This window comes from Brevundimonas sp. Root1423 (genome assembly GCF_001426805.1).
Window position 1 is genome coordinate 24,693 of record NZ_LMFL01000040.1, and the last position, 14,229, is coordinate 38,921.

At 69.6% G+C, this 14,229-nt stretch carries 15 protein-coding genes and 4 pseudogenes; 13 read left to right on the top strand and 6 right to left on the bottom strand.

What is annotated here, in order from left to right:
- Positions 1-35: 35 nt before the first annotated feature.
- The 3 genes and pseudogenes from ASD25_RS32260 to ASD25_RS20935 form a co-directional block, all read left to right on the top strand.
- Positions 36-242, top strand: a pseudogene (locus ASD25_RS32260) (CpaF family protein); the annotation flags it as partial.
- Between the two features lie 6 nt (positions 243-248).
- Positions 249-1,226 carry a type II secretion system F family protein gene (locus ASD25_RS20930; protein WP_055831686.1) on the top strand — a complete coding sequence of 326 codons (978 nt, stop codon included), beginning with the start codon at positions 249-251 and terminating at the stop codon, positions 1,224-1,226.
- 10 nt (positions 1,227-1,236) lie between these two features.
- Positions 1,237-2,226 (top strand): type II secretion system F family protein, encoded by a 990-nt coding sequence (locus tag ASD25_RS20935; RefSeq protein ID WP_055831687.1) that lies wholly within the window; start codon positions 1,237-1,239, stop codon positions 2,224-2,226.
- 6 nt (positions 2,227-2,232) lie between these two features.
- Here ASD25_RS20935 and ASD25_RS20940 read toward each other — a convergent pair whose 3' ends face one another.
- The gene (locus tag ASD25_RS20940; protein ID WP_255356184.1) at positions 2,233-2,709 is read right to left on the bottom strand and encodes an Lrp/AsnC family transcriptional regulator; all 477 of its coding nucleotides are present in this window, start codon (positions 2,707-2,709) and stop codon (positions 2,233-2,235) included.
- Positions 2,710-2,854: 145 nt separating this feature from the next.
- On the opposite strand from ASD25_RS20940, the pseudogene ASD25_RS30655 reads away from it, so the two are divergent.
- The 10 genes and pseudogenes from ASD25_RS30655 to ASD25_RS20990 form a co-directional block, all read left to right on the top strand.
- Positions 2,855-3,157 (top strand): annotated as a pseudogene (locus ASD25_RS30655) (alanine dehydrogenase); the annotation flags it as partial.
- Between the two features lie 76 nt (positions 3,158-3,233).
- Positions 3,234-4,088 (top strand): annotated as a pseudogene (locus ASD25_RS20950) (alanine dehydrogenase); the annotation flags it as partial.
- A 215-nt stretch (positions 4,089-4,303) separates the two neighbouring features.
- Positions 4,304-5,362, top strand: a complete 1,059-nt coding sequence (gene obgE / locus ASD25_RS20955; protein WP_055831689.1) for a GTPase ObgE — start codon at positions 4,304-4,306, stop codon at positions 5,360-5,362.
- 61 nt (positions 5,363-5,423) lie between these two features.
- On the top strand, positions 5,424-6,101 hold the full coding sequence (locus ASD25_RS20960) for a nicotinate-nucleotide adenylyltransferase (protein ID WP_055831690.1): 678 nt from the start codon (positions 5,424-5,426) through the stop codon (positions 6,099-6,101).
- A gap of 227 nt (positions 6,102-6,328) precedes the next feature.
- Positions 6,329-6,733, top strand: a complete 405-nt coding sequence (rsfS, locus tag ASD25_RS20965) for a ribosome silencing factor (protein ID WP_082560167.1) — start codon at positions 6,329-6,331, stop codon at positions 6,731-6,733.
- 15 nt (positions 6,734-6,748) lie between these two features.
- A complete protein-coding gene (gene rlmH / locus ASD25_RS20970) occupies positions 6,749-7,213 on the top strand; it encodes a 23S rRNA (pseudouridine(1915)-N(3))-methyltransferase RlmH (RefSeq protein WP_055831691.1) in 465 nt (154 codons plus the stop codon).
- Positions 7,213-8,280, top strand: a complete 1,068-nt coding sequence (locus ASD25_RS20975; protein WP_082560168.1) for a murein hydrolase activator EnvC — start codon at positions 7,213-7,215, stop codon at positions 8,278-8,280. Before rlmH ends, ASD25_RS20975 begins: the two co-directional genes overlap by 1 nt.
- Positions 8,281-8,758: 478 nt before the next feature.
- Complete coding sequence (locus tag ASD25_RS20980; RefSeq protein ID WP_255356185.1) at positions 8,759-9,958, top strand: S41 family peptidase; 1,200 nt, start codon at positions 8,759-8,761, stop codon at positions 9,956-9,958.
- A 128-nt stretch (positions 9,959-10,086) separates the two neighbouring features.
- The gene (locus tag ASD25_RS20985) at positions 10,087-11,286 is read left to right on the top strand and encodes a divergent polysaccharide deacetylase family protein (RefSeq protein WP_055831694.1); all 1,200 of its coding nucleotides are present in this window, start codon (positions 10,087-10,089) and stop codon (positions 11,284-11,286) included.
- A 92-nt stretch (positions 11,287-11,378) separates the two neighbouring features.
- Positions 11,379-11,852, top strand: coding sequence for an RNA pyrophosphohydrolase (locus tag ASD25_RS20990; RefSeq protein WP_055831695.1), 474 nt, complete (start codon positions 11,379-11,381; stop codon positions 11,850-11,852).
- On the opposite strand, the gene ASD25_RS20995 is transcribed toward ASD25_RS20990, so the two are convergent.
- From ASD25_RS20995 to ASD25_RS21015, 5 genes and pseudogenes are all read right to left on the bottom strand, one after another.
- Positions 11,849-12,094: a DUF1272 domain-containing protein gene (locus ASD25_RS20995; RefSeq protein WP_055831696.1), complete on the bottom strand. Its 246-nt coding sequence runs from the start codon at positions 12,092-12,094 to the stop codon at positions 11,849-11,851. The two genes, ASD25_RS20990 and ASD25_RS20995, sit on opposite strands and share 4 nt — an antisense overlap.
- Positions 12,095-12,121: 27 nt before the next feature.
- Positions 12,122-12,376, bottom strand: a complete 255-nt coding sequence (locus ASD25_RS21000; RefSeq protein ID WP_055831697.1) for a hypothetical protein — start codon at positions 12,374-12,376, stop codon at positions 12,122-12,124.
- A gap of 9 nt (positions 12,377-12,385) precedes the next feature.
- The gene (locus ASD25_RS21005) at positions 12,386-13,360 is read right to left on the bottom strand and encodes a metallophosphoesterase (protein WP_055831698.1); all 975 of its coding nucleotides are present in this window, start codon (positions 13,358-13,360) and stop codon (positions 12,386-12,388) included.
- A gap of 7 nt (positions 13,361-13,367) precedes the next feature.
- A complete protein-coding gene (locus ASD25_RS21010) occupies positions 13,368-13,637 on the bottom strand; it encodes an ATP synthase F1 subunit epsilon (RefSeq protein ID WP_055831782.1) in 270 nt (89 codons plus the stop codon).
- 154 nt (positions 13,638-13,791) lie between these two features.
- Positions 13,792-14,229: pseudogene (locus ASD25_RS21015) on the bottom strand (F0F1 ATP synthase subunit beta); the annotation flags it as partial.

A 14,229-nucleotide genomic window follows, 5' to 3' on the forward strand; every position in this document is an offset into this window, starting at 1 on the left:
AGGCCGCGCGYCTGCGCGACGGYTCGCGCCGCATCACCCACATCACCGAGGTGGTCGGGCTGGARGGCGACGTCATCGTCACCCAGGACCTGTTCGTCTACGAGATCACCGGCGAGGACGAGAACGGCAAGATCATCGGCCGCCACCGCTCGACCGGCATCGCCCGTCCGCGCTTCTGGGACCGCGCCCGCTACTACGGGCTGGAGCGCGAGCTGGCGGAAGCCCTCGACGCGGCGGAGTAGGCCGCGATGCTGCCGATCCTCGCCGCGGTTCTGGCCTTCATCACCATCGGCGGCCTCGGCTGGGCCTTTGTCGGCGGCGGCGACTCCACCGATGCGGCGCTCAAGCGCGCTGAAGGCTTCGGGGGGCCGAAACAGGCCAATGCAGCCTCGAAGAAGGCGGCCGCCGCCAACACCCCCGAGGCCCGGCGCAAGCAGATCATGCAGCAGCTCCAGGAATCGGAGCGCGCCGAGCGCAAGGCGCGCATCAGCCTGAAGGCCAAGCTGAAACAGGCCGGGCTGAAGACCAAGCCCTCGACCTTCTGGATCATCAGCGGCGTACTCGGCGTGTTCGCCTTCCTGCTGCCGCTGGTTTTCGGCCTGAACATCCTGATCGCCCTCGGGATCGCCTTCGTCGTCGGCCTGGGCCTGCCGCGCTGGTGGGTGGGGATGCTGGGCAAGCGGCGGCGCAAGAAATTCTCGAGCCATTTCGCCGACGCCGTCGATGTCATCGTGCGCGGCATCAAGTCGGGCCTGCCGGTCCACGACTGTTTCAAGATCATCGCGCGCGAGAGCCCGCAGCCTCTCGGGGCCGAGTTTCAGAACCTGGTCGAGGGGCTCGGCGTCGGCCTGACCCTGGCCCAGGCCCTGGACAAGATGTATGAGCGCATGCCGACGCCCGAGCTGAAATTCTTCTCCATCGTCATCGCCATCCAGCAGAAGACCGGCGGCAACCTGGCCGAGGCCCTGAACAACCTTTCGGTCGTGCTGCGGGCCCGCAAGATGATGGGCGAGAAGATCAAGGCGCTGTCATCCGAGGCGACCGCCTCGGCCGGCATCATCGGCTCGTTGCCGCCTGCGGTGATGATCCTGGTCAGCATCACCACCCCCGCCTACATGGCCAAGCTTTTCACCGACCCGCGCGGCCAGTTCATGCTGTTCGTGGCCGTGGCGATGATGAGCTTCGGCATCTTCGTGATGAAGAAGATGATCTCCTTCAAGTTCTAGGAACCGGCCCGTGATTGCGTTCTTCACCAACCTCCAGAATCTGCTGAGCCTCGGCGTGGGGGTGCTGGTGTTCGCCACCCTGGTGACGCTGCTCGGTTCGTTCGGGGGCGGGGCCAAACTGGAAAGCCGGATGCAGGCCGTCGCGGTGCGCCGCGAGGAGCTGAAGCGCCGGTCGCGCCAGGCGATCGCCTCCCAGAACAGCGGCCCGCAGAACCTCCGGCATACCGACGAGGGCTTCAAGAAGCGGGTCGTGGAACGGCTGAACCTGACCAAGCTGCTGGAAGACCCCAAGGTCGCCGACAAGATGGCCCAGGCCGGGTATCGCGGGCCCAAGCCGCTGACCACCTTCTACTTCTTCCGCTTCTCCATGCCCTTCGTCTTCCTCGCGATCGCGGCCCTCTACCTGTTCGTGGTCAACGATTTCGGCATGCCGGTGATGACACGGCTGACCATCAGCATGGTCGCCGCGGTGATCGGCTTCTATGCGCCCAACATCTTTCTCGCCAACCGCATCTCCAAGCGCCGCACCTCGATCATGCAGGCCTTCCCGGATGCGCTGGATCTGCTGCTGATCTGCGTCGAGGCCGGCATGTCGATCGAGGCGGCGATCCAGAAGGTCAGCCAGGAGATCGGCGGCTCGTCCATCGACCTGGCCGAGGAGATGACCCTGCTGTCGGCCGAGCTCAGCTACCTCCCGGACCGGCGGATGGCCTATGAGGGCCTGGCCAAGCGAACCAACCATCCGGGCGTCAAATCGGTCGCCACCGCCATGACCCAGGCCGAGACCTACGGCACGCCGCTGGGCTCGGCCCTGCGCACCATGGCCAAGGAGAACCGCGAGATGCGTCTCTCGGCGGCGGAGAAGAAGGCCGCGGCCCTGCCGGCCAAACTGACCGTGCCGATGATCCTGTTCTTCCTGCCCGTCCTGTTCATCGTCATCCTGACGCCGGCGATCATCAGCATCCAGGATACGATGGCCGCCGGCGCCGCGGGCGGCTGACGCCGCTCAGACCGGCAAGGCCCCGCGCTTCACCACCGTTCGCATGGCCACGCTCGACGACACCCGGGTCACACCCGGGATCCGCGTCAGCTCGCGCGAGTGGACCCGCTCCAGATCGTCGACGTCGCGCACCACCAGCCGCAGCAGATAGTCCGAGCCGCCGGTCATCAGATAGCATTCGACCACCTCGGGCACGGTCGCGATGGCGGTCTCGAAGGCGGTCAGCGAGGCCTCGGCCTGGGACGACAGGGTCACCGTCACGAAGACGCTGATCGGCAGGCCCACGGCGCGTTCGTTGATGATGGCGGCGTAGCGGCTGATCACCTCGGCGGCCTCCAGCGCGCGCAGGCGGCGCAGGCAGGCGCTCTCGGACAGGTTCACCGTCCGGGCCAGATCGGCGTTGGTCATGCGCCCGTCGCCTTGCAGGGCGCGGATCATCTTCCGGTCGGTGTCGTCAAGGGCGACGGCGGAAACGGTCTTCAAAGCGGGCCTCTCTCGCAGAGTCTGCGACTTTATGCCGTTCACCCGCCGAAAAGAACAGGAACCTGCGGTGGGACCGCCGCTAGATTGCCGCCCGAAACGAAGCGGCCGCACAGAGCCGCCCGTCCCATCGGCAGAGGAAACGGTCATGCGCGTCGGCGTCCCCAGGGAAATCAAGAAGAACGAACATCGCGTCGGCCTGACGCCGACCGCGGTGCGTGAATACGTCGCCCACGGCCACTCGGTCTCGATCGAGACGGGCGCGGGCCTCGGCGCGGGCTTCACCGACGCGGACTTCAAGAAGGCGGGCGCGAAGATCGTCGCCGACGCCAGGACCGTCTTCGCCGACAACGACATGATCGTGAAGGTGAAGGAGCCGCAGAAGGTCGAGTGGGAAATGCTCCGCGAGGGCCAGATCCTGTTCACCTATCTGCACCTGGCGCCCGATCCCNCGGATCAGGTCGAGGTTCAGGGCAAGCTGGTCGGCCTCATCCGCCGCTATCACTGACTTCGGCGTCCGCGAGGGCCAGATCCTGTTCACCTATCTGCACCTGGCGCCCGATCCCGAACAGACCAAGGGCCTGCTGGCGTCGAAATGCGCCGCCGTGGCCTATGAGACCGTGACGAACGCGCAAGGCGGCCTGCCGCTGCTGGCGCCGATGTCCGAAGTGGCGGGCCGGATCGCCGTCTTCTCGGCCGCCGAGACCCTGCTGAAGCACAACGGCGGCATGGGGCTGCTGTTCTGCGGCGTCCCGGGCGTGGCCCCGGCGCGCGTGCTGGTGCTGGGCGGGGGCGTCGTCGGCCTGAACGCGGCCCGCATGGCCATGGGCCTGGGCGCCGAGGTCGTGGTGCTGGAACGCTCGATCCCGCGCATGGCCTATATCGACGAAGTCACCCAGGGCCGGGTCATCACCCGCTATTCCTCGATCGGCGCGATCGAGGAGGAGATGGTCAAGGCCGACGTCATCATCGGCGCCGTGCTGGTCCCCGGGGCCGAGGCCCCCAAGCTGATCAAGCGCGAACACCTGAAGCAGATGAAGCCCGGCTCTGTGCTGGTCGACGTCGCCATCGACCAGGGCGGCTGTTTCGAGACCAGCCACGCCACGACCCACGAGGACCCGACCTATGTCATCGACGGCGTGGTCCACTATTGCGTCGCCAACATGCCCGGCGCCGCGCCGCGGACTTCGTCCGAAGCCCTGAACAACGCCACCCTGCCGTTCGGCCTGGCCCTGGCGGACAAGGGTCTGGAGGCGCTGAAGCAGAATCCGCATCTGGCGCGCGGCCTCAACGTGCTGAAGGGCGAGATCACCTATCCGGCCGTCGCCGAGGCGCTGGACATGCCGTGGAGCGATCCGTTCGGGGTGTGGGCCAAGGGGTAGGATTCAAGACGCGTCTCCCTCCCCTTCATGGGGAGGGACGGCGAGGCGCAGCCGAGCCCGGGTGGGGAACGCCAGCCCCGCACCGACAGCGCCGGCTTCGCAATTCCCCACCCTGTCGTCGCTCCGCGCCGACATCCCTCCCCACTTCGGGGGAGGGAGAGCACCGTGACACGCCCCGCCTGTAAATCGCCGCTCTCTTGCGGCATAAGCCCGCCATGAAGTTTCTCGACCAGGCCAAGATCTACATCCGCTCCGGCAACGGCGGGGCGGGCTGCGTGTCATTCCGACGGGAGAAATTCATCCCCAACGGCGGGCCGGACGGCGGCGACGGCGGCAATGGCGGCAACGTCTGGATCACGGCCATGGACGGCCTGAACACCCTGATCGACTTCCGCTACCAGCAGCATTTCAAGGCCCAGACCGGCGTCCACGGCATGGGTCGCCAGATGCACGGGGCCAAGGGCGAGGACGTCATCCTCAAGGTCCCGGTCGGCACCCAGGTGCTGGACGACGACAAGGAGACGGTGCTGCTGGACATGGACCATGTCGGCAAGACCGAACTGCTGCTCAAGGGCGGCAATGGCGGCTGGGGCAATGTCCATTTCAAGGGCCCCTCCAACCAGGCGCCCGCCTACGCCAACCCGGGCCAGGAAGGCCAGGAACGCTGGATCTGGCTGCGGCTGAAACTGATCGCCGACGTCGGCCTGGCCGGCCTGCCCAACGCCGGCAAGTCGACCTTCCTGGCGGCCGCCAGCGCCGCGCGGCCCAAGATCGCCGACTATCCCTTCACCACCCTGGTGCCCAACCTCGGGGTGGTCGACCTGTCGCCCACCGAGCGGTTCGTCATCGCCGACATCCCCGGCCTGATCGAGGGCGCCTCGGAAGGGGCCGGCCTGGGCACCCGCTTCCTCGGCCATGTCGAGCGCTCGGGTTGCCTGATCCACCTGATCGACGGAACCCAGGACGACGTCGCCGGCGCCTACCGCACCATCCGGCATGAGCTGGAGGCCTACGGCGCGGGCCTGGCCGACAAGGCCGAGGTGCTGGCCCTGAACAAGGTCGACGCCCTGACCCCCGAGGCGCGCGAGGAGAAGGCCGCCGAGCTGGAGGCCGTCGCCGGCCGACGGCCCATGCTGGTGTCCGGCGTCTCGGGCGAGGGCGTGACCGAACTGCTGCGCGCCGCCTGGACCGAGGTGCGCAAGGACCGCGGCGAGATCGCCCCGGCCGAGGAAGATGAGACGGTCATGGAGACGCCGGGCGGCTGGGCGCCGTAGCCCCGCCCGTCCGGGCGTGTTAGCTCCCTTGTGAGCATAAGTCCCCGCGAGCCCTGCCGCCTTGTCCTTCTTCCACGCCGGTCCCGCGCCGAAAGCCCAGGGGCCCCGCCCCGGCGCCCTGCGCGACGGGCTGGATCTTCAGCCCGGAATGGCGGTCGGGCTGTTCGGGGGCTCCTTCAATCCGGCCCATGACGGACACGCCCATGTCGCCGAGACGGCCATGCGGCGGCTGGGGCTGGACCGGGTCGTCTGGCTGGTGTCGCCGCAGAACCCGCTCAAGGACGCCCGCGACAGCGCGCCCCTGGCCGAACGCATGGCCTCGGCGCGGGCGGCGGCGAGGCTGGCGGCGGACGGCCGGGCCATGGTGGTTTCGGACTTCGAGACCCGCGCCGGCACGCAATGGACGGTGGACACCCTGCGCGCCCTGACGGCCCGGCACCCCGGCGTGCGCTTCGTCTGGCTGATGGGATCCGACAATCTGGCCAGTTTTCACAAATGGCGCGGCTGGACCGACATCATGCGGATGATGCCCATGGCGGTGATCGCCAGGCCCGGCAGCCAGCTGGACAGCCGCACCGCCCCGGCCGCCGCCCGCTTCGCCTCGGCGCGGGTTCCGGCCGCCCGTGCGCGCCTGTTGCCCGACCTCGACGCGCCCGCCTGGACCTATCTGACGGCGCCGCTGAATCCGCGCTCGTCGACCGCGTTGCGGGCCGCGCGTGACGCCGCCGCGCATTTGTGATAGGCTTCCGCTTTAGTAATCTCCCCGGAGCCTTCCGCTGACCCCCTCGCCCGCGCACGACGCGCAAGACACCGCCGTTTCGAACACGGCGCACGAGATGGACGAATTCGAACCCATCCGCTCAGAAGACGGTCCGCAGGCTCCCCTTCCCGTCGGCTCAACCGCGCTGGAAACGGCGATCCTTGCCCGTCTCGACGACGACAAGGCGCAGGACATCGTCCTNCGAGATGGACGAATTCGAACCCATCCGCTCAGAAGACGGTCCGCAGGCTCCCCTTCCCGTCGGCTCAACCGCGCTGGAAACGGCGATCCTGTCGCGTCTCGACGACGACAAGGCGCAGGACATCGTCCTCATCGACCTGAAGGGCAAAAGCCCGATGGCCGACACCATGATCATCGCCTCCGGGCGGTCGCACCGGCACGTCGGCGCCCTGGCCGACCACCTTCAGCGCGCGCTGAAGGAACAGGGTCTGGGCAAGGTCAAGGTTTCGGGCCTGCCGCACTGCGACTGGGTGCTGCTGGATGCGGGGGACGTCATCGTCCACCTGTTCCGCCCGGAAGTGCGCGCATTCTACAACATCGAGAAGATCTGGTCGGTCGAGAGCGGCCACCGCGTCGACGCCCGCGCCTGATTTCCTGATCACCGGATGAAGCTGGCCGTCATCGCCATCGGCAAGCCGGGGCGGGGGCCAGAGGCCGCGCTGGCGACCGACTACGCCGAGCGCGCGACGCTGGCCGGGCGGGCGCTCGGTCTCGGCCCGCTGGAGCTGGTCGACCTCGAACCGCGCAAGCCGGGCAGGGCGCCCGAGGCCGAGCTGATCCTCAAGGCCGCCGAGGGCGCGCATCTGATCGCCTGCGACGAGCGCGGCAAGACCTTCTCCAGCCGCGCCTTCGCCGACCATATCGCCATGCTGCGCGACCGGGGCGAGCGCCGGCTGGTGTTCGCCATCGGCGGGGCCGACGGGCTGGACGAGAGCGTGCGCGCCGCGGCCGGCTCGACCCTGGCCTTCGGGCCCCAGACCTGGCCGCATGCGCTGGCGCGGGCGATGCTGGCGGAACAGCTGTATCGCGCCGTGACCATCCTGGCCGGATCGCCCTATCATCGCGACTGATGCGTCCGCTGGTCCTGATCCTGTGTCTGAGCCTGACCGCCCTGCCGGCAGGCGCCGCCGCGCCGGTGACGGAGGTGGCGCGGCTTCAGGCCGAGTTCCGCGACGAACAGGCGCGCGCGCGACGCCTGCGGGCCGAGGCGGCCGAGGCCACCGCCGAACTGGCCGGGCTGGAGCGGTCGCTGAATCAGCTGCGGACCGCGGTCGGCGAGGATGACCGGCTGATCCTGGCCCAGCGCGCCCGGCTGCGCGAACTCGGCGCGCGCGAGGGGGCGTTGGTGGCCCAGCTGTCGCAGGCGCGGGGCCGGCAGGGCCGGCTGCTGTCGGCGCTGCAGATGATGAGCCGTCGCCCGCCGCCGCCGCTGCTGGTTTCCGCCGACAGGGCGGTCGACACGGTGCGCGCCTCGATCCTGATCCGCGCCATGGCCCCGACGCTGCAGGCCCGCGCCCAGGGGCTGGCCGACCGCCAGGACGAGGTGAACCGCGTCCGGCGCATCGCCGCCCTGAACAGCGAACAGCTGTTCACTACCGAGAGCGCGCGGGGCGACCGCCGCGCCCGCATCGAGGCGCTGACAGCGCGCAAGACGGCGCTTCAGGCCGTGCTGCGGGCCGAGGCGCAGACGGCGGAACGGGCCAGCCGCGCGCTGGAGGCCCGGCTGAGGGCGCTGGGCGCCGCCGTGCCGGTCGCGGACGCCGAGGCCGAACCCGCAGTCGCCCGCCTGCCCGCCGGCCGCAGCCGCCTGACGCCGCCCGTCGACGGCGCCCCGTCGCAGCGGTTCGGCCGCGGCGCGACCGGCTGGCGCTGGCGCGCGGACCGGGCCGAGGCGCGGGCGCCGGCCGGAGGGCGGGTCGCCTTCGCCGGTCCGCTGAGCGGCTGGGGGCAGGTGGTGATCCTCGACCTCGGACCGGGCTGGCGCGCGGTGGTGTCCGGCCTCGACGAGGCGGCGGTGGAGACGGGCGACCGGGTCGCCGACGGCCAGGTCCTCGGCCGCTCGGGCGCGGACGGCGAGATCGCCTTCGAACTGCGACGCGACGAGCGGCCGATCGATCCGGCGCCGTGGTTGCGTTAAGGGCGAAACCGCTTCCCAAGCCGCGATGACGCTGATTTTATCCGCGAACCGCTGATCGGCCACGATTTGGTCGCTCGCCGGTCCGTATCTGTTGAAGACGCCGCGTTCGCGGCCGCCGCCTGACCGTTGAAAGAGACCCATGCGTAAACTGCTTCTGATTGGCGCCGCAGCCGTGACCATGGTCGGCGTGGGCGCCGCCACCGCGGTGGGCCAGACCCCGCGCAACGAAGCGTTCCGCATGCTGGGGCTGTTCGGCGACGTGCTCGGCATCGTGGAGCAGGCCTATGTCGTTCCGGTCGACGACAAGAAGCTGATCGAGGCGGCGCTGCAGGGCATGATGACCGCCCTGGATCCCCACTCCAACTATCTGCCGCCCGACGGCTACGGCGACCTGCAGGAGCGCACCTCGTCCGCCCGGATACTGCGGCGTCGCCAGCATGATCGGAGGCACCGCCCCGNTCCGGTCGACGACAAGAAGCTGATCGAGGCGGCGCTGCAGGGCATGATGACCGCCCTGGATCCCCACTCCAACTATCTGCCGCCCGACGGCTACGGCGACCTGCAGGAGCGCACCTCGGGGGCCTATTCGGGCGTCGGCCTGACCATCCAGTCCGAGGCCGGGATGGTGAAGGTCATCTCGCCCATGGACGGCGGACCGGCAGCGCGCGCGGGCGTCAACGCCGGCGACGTCATCTCGTCCATCGACGGCCAGAACGCCTCGGGTCTGACGGTCAGCCAGGTGTCGGAGAAGCTGCGCGGCGCCGTCGGCACCTCGGTCAAGGTCACCTTCCTGCGCGACGGGGAGGAGCCGAAAGAGGTCGTCCTGACGCGCGAGGTCATCAAGATCGAGTCCGTCACCGGCCGGGTCGAGGGCGAGTTCGGCTATCTGCGCGTCTCTACCTTCAACGAGAACACCGGCCGCGAGCTGAGCGAGACCATTGCCCGGCTCAAGACCGAGAACCCCGCCATCAAGGGTTACGTCCTGGACCTGCGCAACAATGGCGGCGGCCTGCTGGACGCGGCCATCGCCGTGTCCGACGCCTTCCTCGAGCGCGGCGAGATCGTCACCCAGCGCGGGCGCAAGGCCGACCAGATCCAGCGCTACTCCGCCCGCCCGGGCGACCAGACCGGCGGCCTGCCGCTGGTGGTGCTGATCAACTATGGATCGGCCTCGGCCTCGGAGATCGTGGCCGGCGCGCTGAAGGATCACCAGCGGGCGACGCTGGTCGGCCTGACCAGCTTCGGCAAGGGCTCGGTCCAGACGGTCATCCCGCTGCGCGGCGGCGCAGACGGGGCGCTGTCGATCACCACGGCGCGCTACTACACGCCGTCGGGGGCCTCGATCCAGAAGATCGGCGTCGAGCCCGATCTGGAGGTGTCGCGCTCGGCCGCCGAGGCGCGGATCGTGTCGCGGTCGAACTTCATCTATTCCGAGGCCGCCTACGCCACGGCCCTGGACTCGTCGATCGGGGCCGAGCGCAAGGGGCCGCACACGCCCCGCGAGGCGCCCGGCGAGAGCTATGACGAGGACAAGGACTACCAGCTGGAGCGGGCCTTCGACGTGCTGCGCGCGGGCGGGAACCTGACCCGGCTGGCCGCCGCGCCCGAGGGCGTGGTGGTGTCCGAGCCCGGCGCGACCCTGGCCGCGGTCGAGCCGGAGCCCGCGCCGGAGAACTAGCTGCGGGACGTCAGGGGGCGGGCGTCCCCATGCCTAACGCGCGTTAGGCTTTCTTAACCGACGCCCGCCACTGTGGCGCCTGAAGGAGTCCGCTTCGCGGATCCCCGTATCAAGCGTCCAGTCTGCCCATGTTCGCCAAACGCCAATCCGTCCTGGCCGCCACCGCCGCGATTCCCCCGGTGCGCCGGTCGATGCGTGAAAACCTCGCGCCCGTCACCCGCCTGCTCAGCAAGCCGCCGGTCGCCGTCGCCGGCGCCGGCCTGATGCTGATGGCCGCCGCCGCCCTGTTCATCACTGTGCTGGGCGATCCCCGCGCCGGCGCCCCCTCGGCCCGCGCGGCGCTGAAGCGCGAAGCCGTCGTCGCCGCCCCGACTCCCACCGGCCTCGAGGCCTTCTCCATGGGCGCCTACGGCTCCTGGCAGGATCTGGCGGTCGAAGGCGGGGCGGTCGATCCCGCCCTGTCGGGCGAGGCGGTCATCACCCTGCCGAACGGCGCCACCGTCTCGGGCAACGGCGCCCCGGTCACCGCCCCGCGCGTGACGGCCTCGCCCCTGCCGGCCGCCCCCATTGCCGGGCTGAGCCAGCCGGGTCCCAACGGCCCCCTGCCGACCATCGCCACGGACGGCCGCGTGCCGGCCCAGGCCTATGCCCGCCCGTTCCGCTCGAACGGCCGCCCACGTGTCGCCCTGATCGTCGGCGGCCTGGGCCTGAACGCCGTGACCACCCGAGCGGCCATCGAACGCCTGCCCGCCGAGGTCACCCTGAGCTTCGTCCCCTACGCCGAGGGCCTGCAGACCTGGATCGACCTGGCCCGCGCCCAGGGCCATGAGGTCATGCTGGAAATGCCGATGGAGCCCACCGGCTATCCCGACAACGATCCGGGCCCCTACACCCTGCTGGCCTCGGGCCAGTCCGCCGACATCCAGTCCAAGATGAACTGGCTGCTGGGTCGGGCTGTCGGCTATTTCGGCGTCACCAACTATATGGGCGACCGGTTCGCCAGCTCGGACGCCGGCATGACCGCCTTCCTGGGCATCCTGCGCCAGCGCGGCGTCGCCTTCCTCGACGACGGTTCGATGAGCCGCCGGCCCGGCGCCTGGGCCCGCGCCAGCGCCAACCGGGTCATCGACGAGCAACAGACGCCCGCCGCCATCGTCGGCCAGCTGAACGCGCTGGAGGCCCTGGCCAAGGGCAATGGCCAGGCGCTGGGCACGGGCTTCAGCTATCCGGTCACGGTCGAGGCCGTGGCCCGCTGGACCGCCGACCTCGACGCGCGCGGCCTGCAGCTGGCGCCGGCAAGTGCGATGACGCAACGGCCGGGAAGATAGGGACCAGGGACCGGGGATTGGGGTTCGCCGGGCCGCGATCTCGCGCCATGCCTCTTCCCTCCCTAATCCCCAGTCCCTAATCCCTAGTCCCTATGAAAGACCTCTCCCGCTACCGGCCCAACGTCGGCGTCGTGCTGTTCCATCCGGACGGCCGCGTCTGGTACGGGCGCCGCGCGGGGACCGAGGGGCCGCATAACTGGCAATTCCCCCAGGGCGGGGTCGACGACGGCGAGGACCTGGAAACCGCGGCCCGCCGCGAACTGGGCGAGGAAACGGGAGTCGTCTCGGCCGAGTTGATGGCCTCGACCGACGGCTGGATCGTCTACGACTTTCCGGAAGGCTACGGCGGCTCCAAACAGGCGCGCGGCTGGGCCGGACAGAAGCAGCGCTGGTTCGCCTTCCACTTCACCGGCGACGAGTCCGAAATCGATCTGGAAGCCCACGGCGAGATCGAGTTCGACGCCTGGCGCTGGGGCGCGCTGAACGAGGCGCCGGACCTGATCGTGCCGTTCAAGCGCGACGTCTATGAGCAGGTCGTGGCCGTGTTCGCGCCGCTGGTGGTCTAGGCCGCCGCGCAGCCCAGCGGCTTGAGCGCTCGCTTCGTCGAGGCCGGATATTTCGCCATCAGATGCGCCGGCCGGATCGGGCGGGCGACGAAGCCGCCGCCGCAGTTGGGGCAGACGCCCTTCAGCACCCCGTCCACACAGGCGGCGCAGAAGGTGCATTCGAAGGTGCAGATGCGGGCCTCGGCGCTGTCGAACGGCAGGTCGCGGTCGCAGCACTCGCAGTTGGGGCGCAGTTCCAGCATCGGAGCCTCCGGATCAGGCGGCGAAGGCTAGCCCTGCTTCCGCGAGGCGCCAAGCGCCAGTCGGATCAGGCCGATGACCGCCACGAGGGCCCAGGCTCCCTCCATCAGCACCGCCGACAGGTTGAAGTCGAAATACAGCGACAGCAGGATCAGCAGGGCGCCGGCCAGATTCAGCAGCAGGGCGGGCGCCTTGGTCGCGTCCAGCCGGTTGGTCGTCGCGCCGGCGTAGGCCACGAGGATCAGCAGGACGCCGACGACGCCAAGAAGGTCAGGAACGGTCATGGCCCGTCCCTAGCGGTTCGGGGGCGCTGCGGCTACCGGCGAGGTCAGGGTCAGGATCACGATCTCAGGCGGCGCGCGGAACCGCACCGGCAGGATCGACACCCCGACCCCGCCCGTGACGAACAGCTTGCGACCGCCCTCGTCATACTGGCCGCAGGCCCAGCGTTCGGACATGCGTGAGGCGTGCACCAGCCGTCCGAACACCGGCAGGTTCACCTGCCCGCAGTGGGTGTGGCCGGCCAGGGTCAGCGCGACCCGATCCGGCACGTCGACGAACGGGTCGGGCCAGTGGGTCAGGACCACGACCGGGGCGTCGTCGACGACCTGACGCAGGGTGGCGGAAACGAGGGGCGGTTCGCGCGGCGACTCCATGTCCGCCAGACCGGCGATCCAGAAAGCTCCACCCGGGCGGGCGATCCGTTCGGCGCGATTGTCCAGAACCCTCACCCCGCCCCGGTTCAGGGCGGCGTTGATGGCCGCGTCGTCGTACCAGGAATCGTGGTTGCCGAGCACGCCGTGGACGCCCAGCGGGGCGGACAGACCGCGGAAGGCCTCGACGCCGCGCAGGATCTGCGACTGTTCGGGCAAGGCCCGCGTGGCCGCCGGTTCATGGCCGCCCGCATAGTCGCCCAGCAGGACGACCACATCGGGCCGTTCGCCGTTCATCCGCTCGACCAGCCGTTCGATGCGGGCGACGTCGGTGTGGGGCGCGGCCACATGGGTGTCGGAGATGACGCCGATGCGCAGCGGCGAACCGCGCCAGGTCGCGCTCTCGACCGTGACATGCCGAACCGTCAGCGTTGCCGGCTCGATCAGGAAGGCCCAGACGCCCAGGCCCCATGCGGCCACGAAAGCCCCGCCCAGACTCCCTGCAAGAAAAATCCGGCGGCTGCGCAGCAACCGCCGGACCAGAAATATGCAGATGATGGGTCCGAGGACCGCGCCGATCCAGGCCATGACCAGAACAGCGCCCGGTCCGGCCATGATCAGATCAGCCCGCGGCCACTTCCGAGGCTTGTTCGGCCAGGATGGTCAGGCCGGCCGGGGTCACGTCGGCGAAGCCGCCGTGGACCTCGAACTGGCGGCGCGAACCCCCGTCGATGACCGTGACCACGCCTTCGCGCAGGGCCGTCATGAAGGGGGCGTGCTCGGCCAGGACGCCGAAGTCGCCCTCGACGCCCGGCGCGTCGACCTGATCGACGAGGCCGTTGAAGACCTCGCGCTCAGGCGAGACGAGAGAGAAGGAAAGTTTGCCAGCCATGATGTTCGCCACTTCTCCCATCCGCTCATCCCGGCGAATGCCGGGACCCAGATGGAAAGACTCCGTATTGGCCGATCAAACACCGGAGCCCCGATCCCGTCCATCCGGACCGTGATCTGGGCCCCGGCATTCGCCGGGGTGAGCGGTGAGAGGTTTAAGCTTCGGCCGCCATCTTCTGGGCCTTCTCGACGGCTTCCTCGACCGTGCCGACCATGTAGAAGGCGGCTTCCGGCAGGTGGTCGTATTCGCCGGCGACGATGCCCTTGAACGAGCGGATCGTGTCGGCCAGCTCGACGAACTTGCCGGGCGAGTTGGTGAACTGCTCGGCCACGAAGAAGGGCTGCGACAGGAAGCGCTGGATCTTGCGGGCGCGCGACACGACCAGCTTGTCGTCTTCCGACAGCTCGTCCATGCCCAGGATGGCGATGATGTCCTTCAGCGCCTTGTACTGCTGCAGCACTTCCTGGACCGAACGGGCGACGCGGTAGTGCTCCTCGCCGATGACCAGCGGGTCCATGATCCGCGAGGTGGAGTCCAGCGGATCCACGGCGGGGAAGATGGCCTGGGCGGCGATGTCGCGGCTCAGCACGGT

What these genes read in the sequence shown, in the direction of transcription:
- ASD25_RS21000 (WP_055831697.1), bottom strand. Translation starts at nt 12,376, where the DNA reads ATGACCGTTCCTGACCTTCTTGGCGTCGTCGGCGTCCTGCTGATCCTC.
- ASD25_RS20930 (WP_055831686.1), top strand. Translation starts at nt 249, where the DNA reads ATGCTGCCGATCCTCGCCGCGGTTCTGGCCTTCATCACCATCGGCGGC.
- rlmH (WP_055831691.1), top strand. Translation starts at nt 6,749, where the DNA reads ATGAAGCTGGCCGTCATCGCCATCGGCAAGCCGGGGCGGGGGCCAGAG.
- ASD25_RS21010 (WP_055831782.1), bottom strand. Translation starts at nt 13,637, where the DNA reads ATGGCTGGCAAACTTTCCTTCTCTCTCGTCTCGCCTGAGCGCGAGGTC.
- ASD25_RS20985 (WP_055831694.1), top strand. Translation starts at nt 10,087, where the DNA reads ATGTTCGCCAAACGCCAATCCGTCCTGGCCGCCACCGCCGCGATTCCC.
- ASD25_RS20990 (WP_055831695.1), top strand. Translation starts at nt 11,379, where the DNA reads ATGAAAGACCTCTCCCGCTACCGGCCCAACGTCGGCGTCGTGCTGTTC.
- obgE (WP_055831689.1), top strand. Translation starts at nt 4,304, where the DNA reads ATGAAGTTTCTCGACCAGGCCAAGATCTACATCCGCTCCGGCAACGGC.
- rsfS (WP_082560167.1), top strand. Translation starts at nt 6,329, where the DNA reads ATGGACGAATTCGAACCCATCCGCTCAGAAGACGGTCCGCAGGCTCCC.
- ASD25_RS20975 (WP_082560168.1), top strand. Translation starts at nt 7,213, where the DNA reads ATGCGTCCGCTGGTCCTGATCCTGTGTCTGAGCCTGACCGCCCTGCCG.
- ASD25_RS21005 (WP_055831698.1), bottom strand. Translation starts at nt 13,360, where the DNA reads ATGGCCGGACCGGGCGCTGTTCTGGTCATGGCCTGGATCGGCGCGGTC.
- ASD25_RS20995 (WP_055831696.1), bottom strand. Translation starts at nt 12,094, where the DNA reads ATGCTGGAACTGCGCCCCAACTGCGAGTGCTGCGACCGCGACCTGCCG.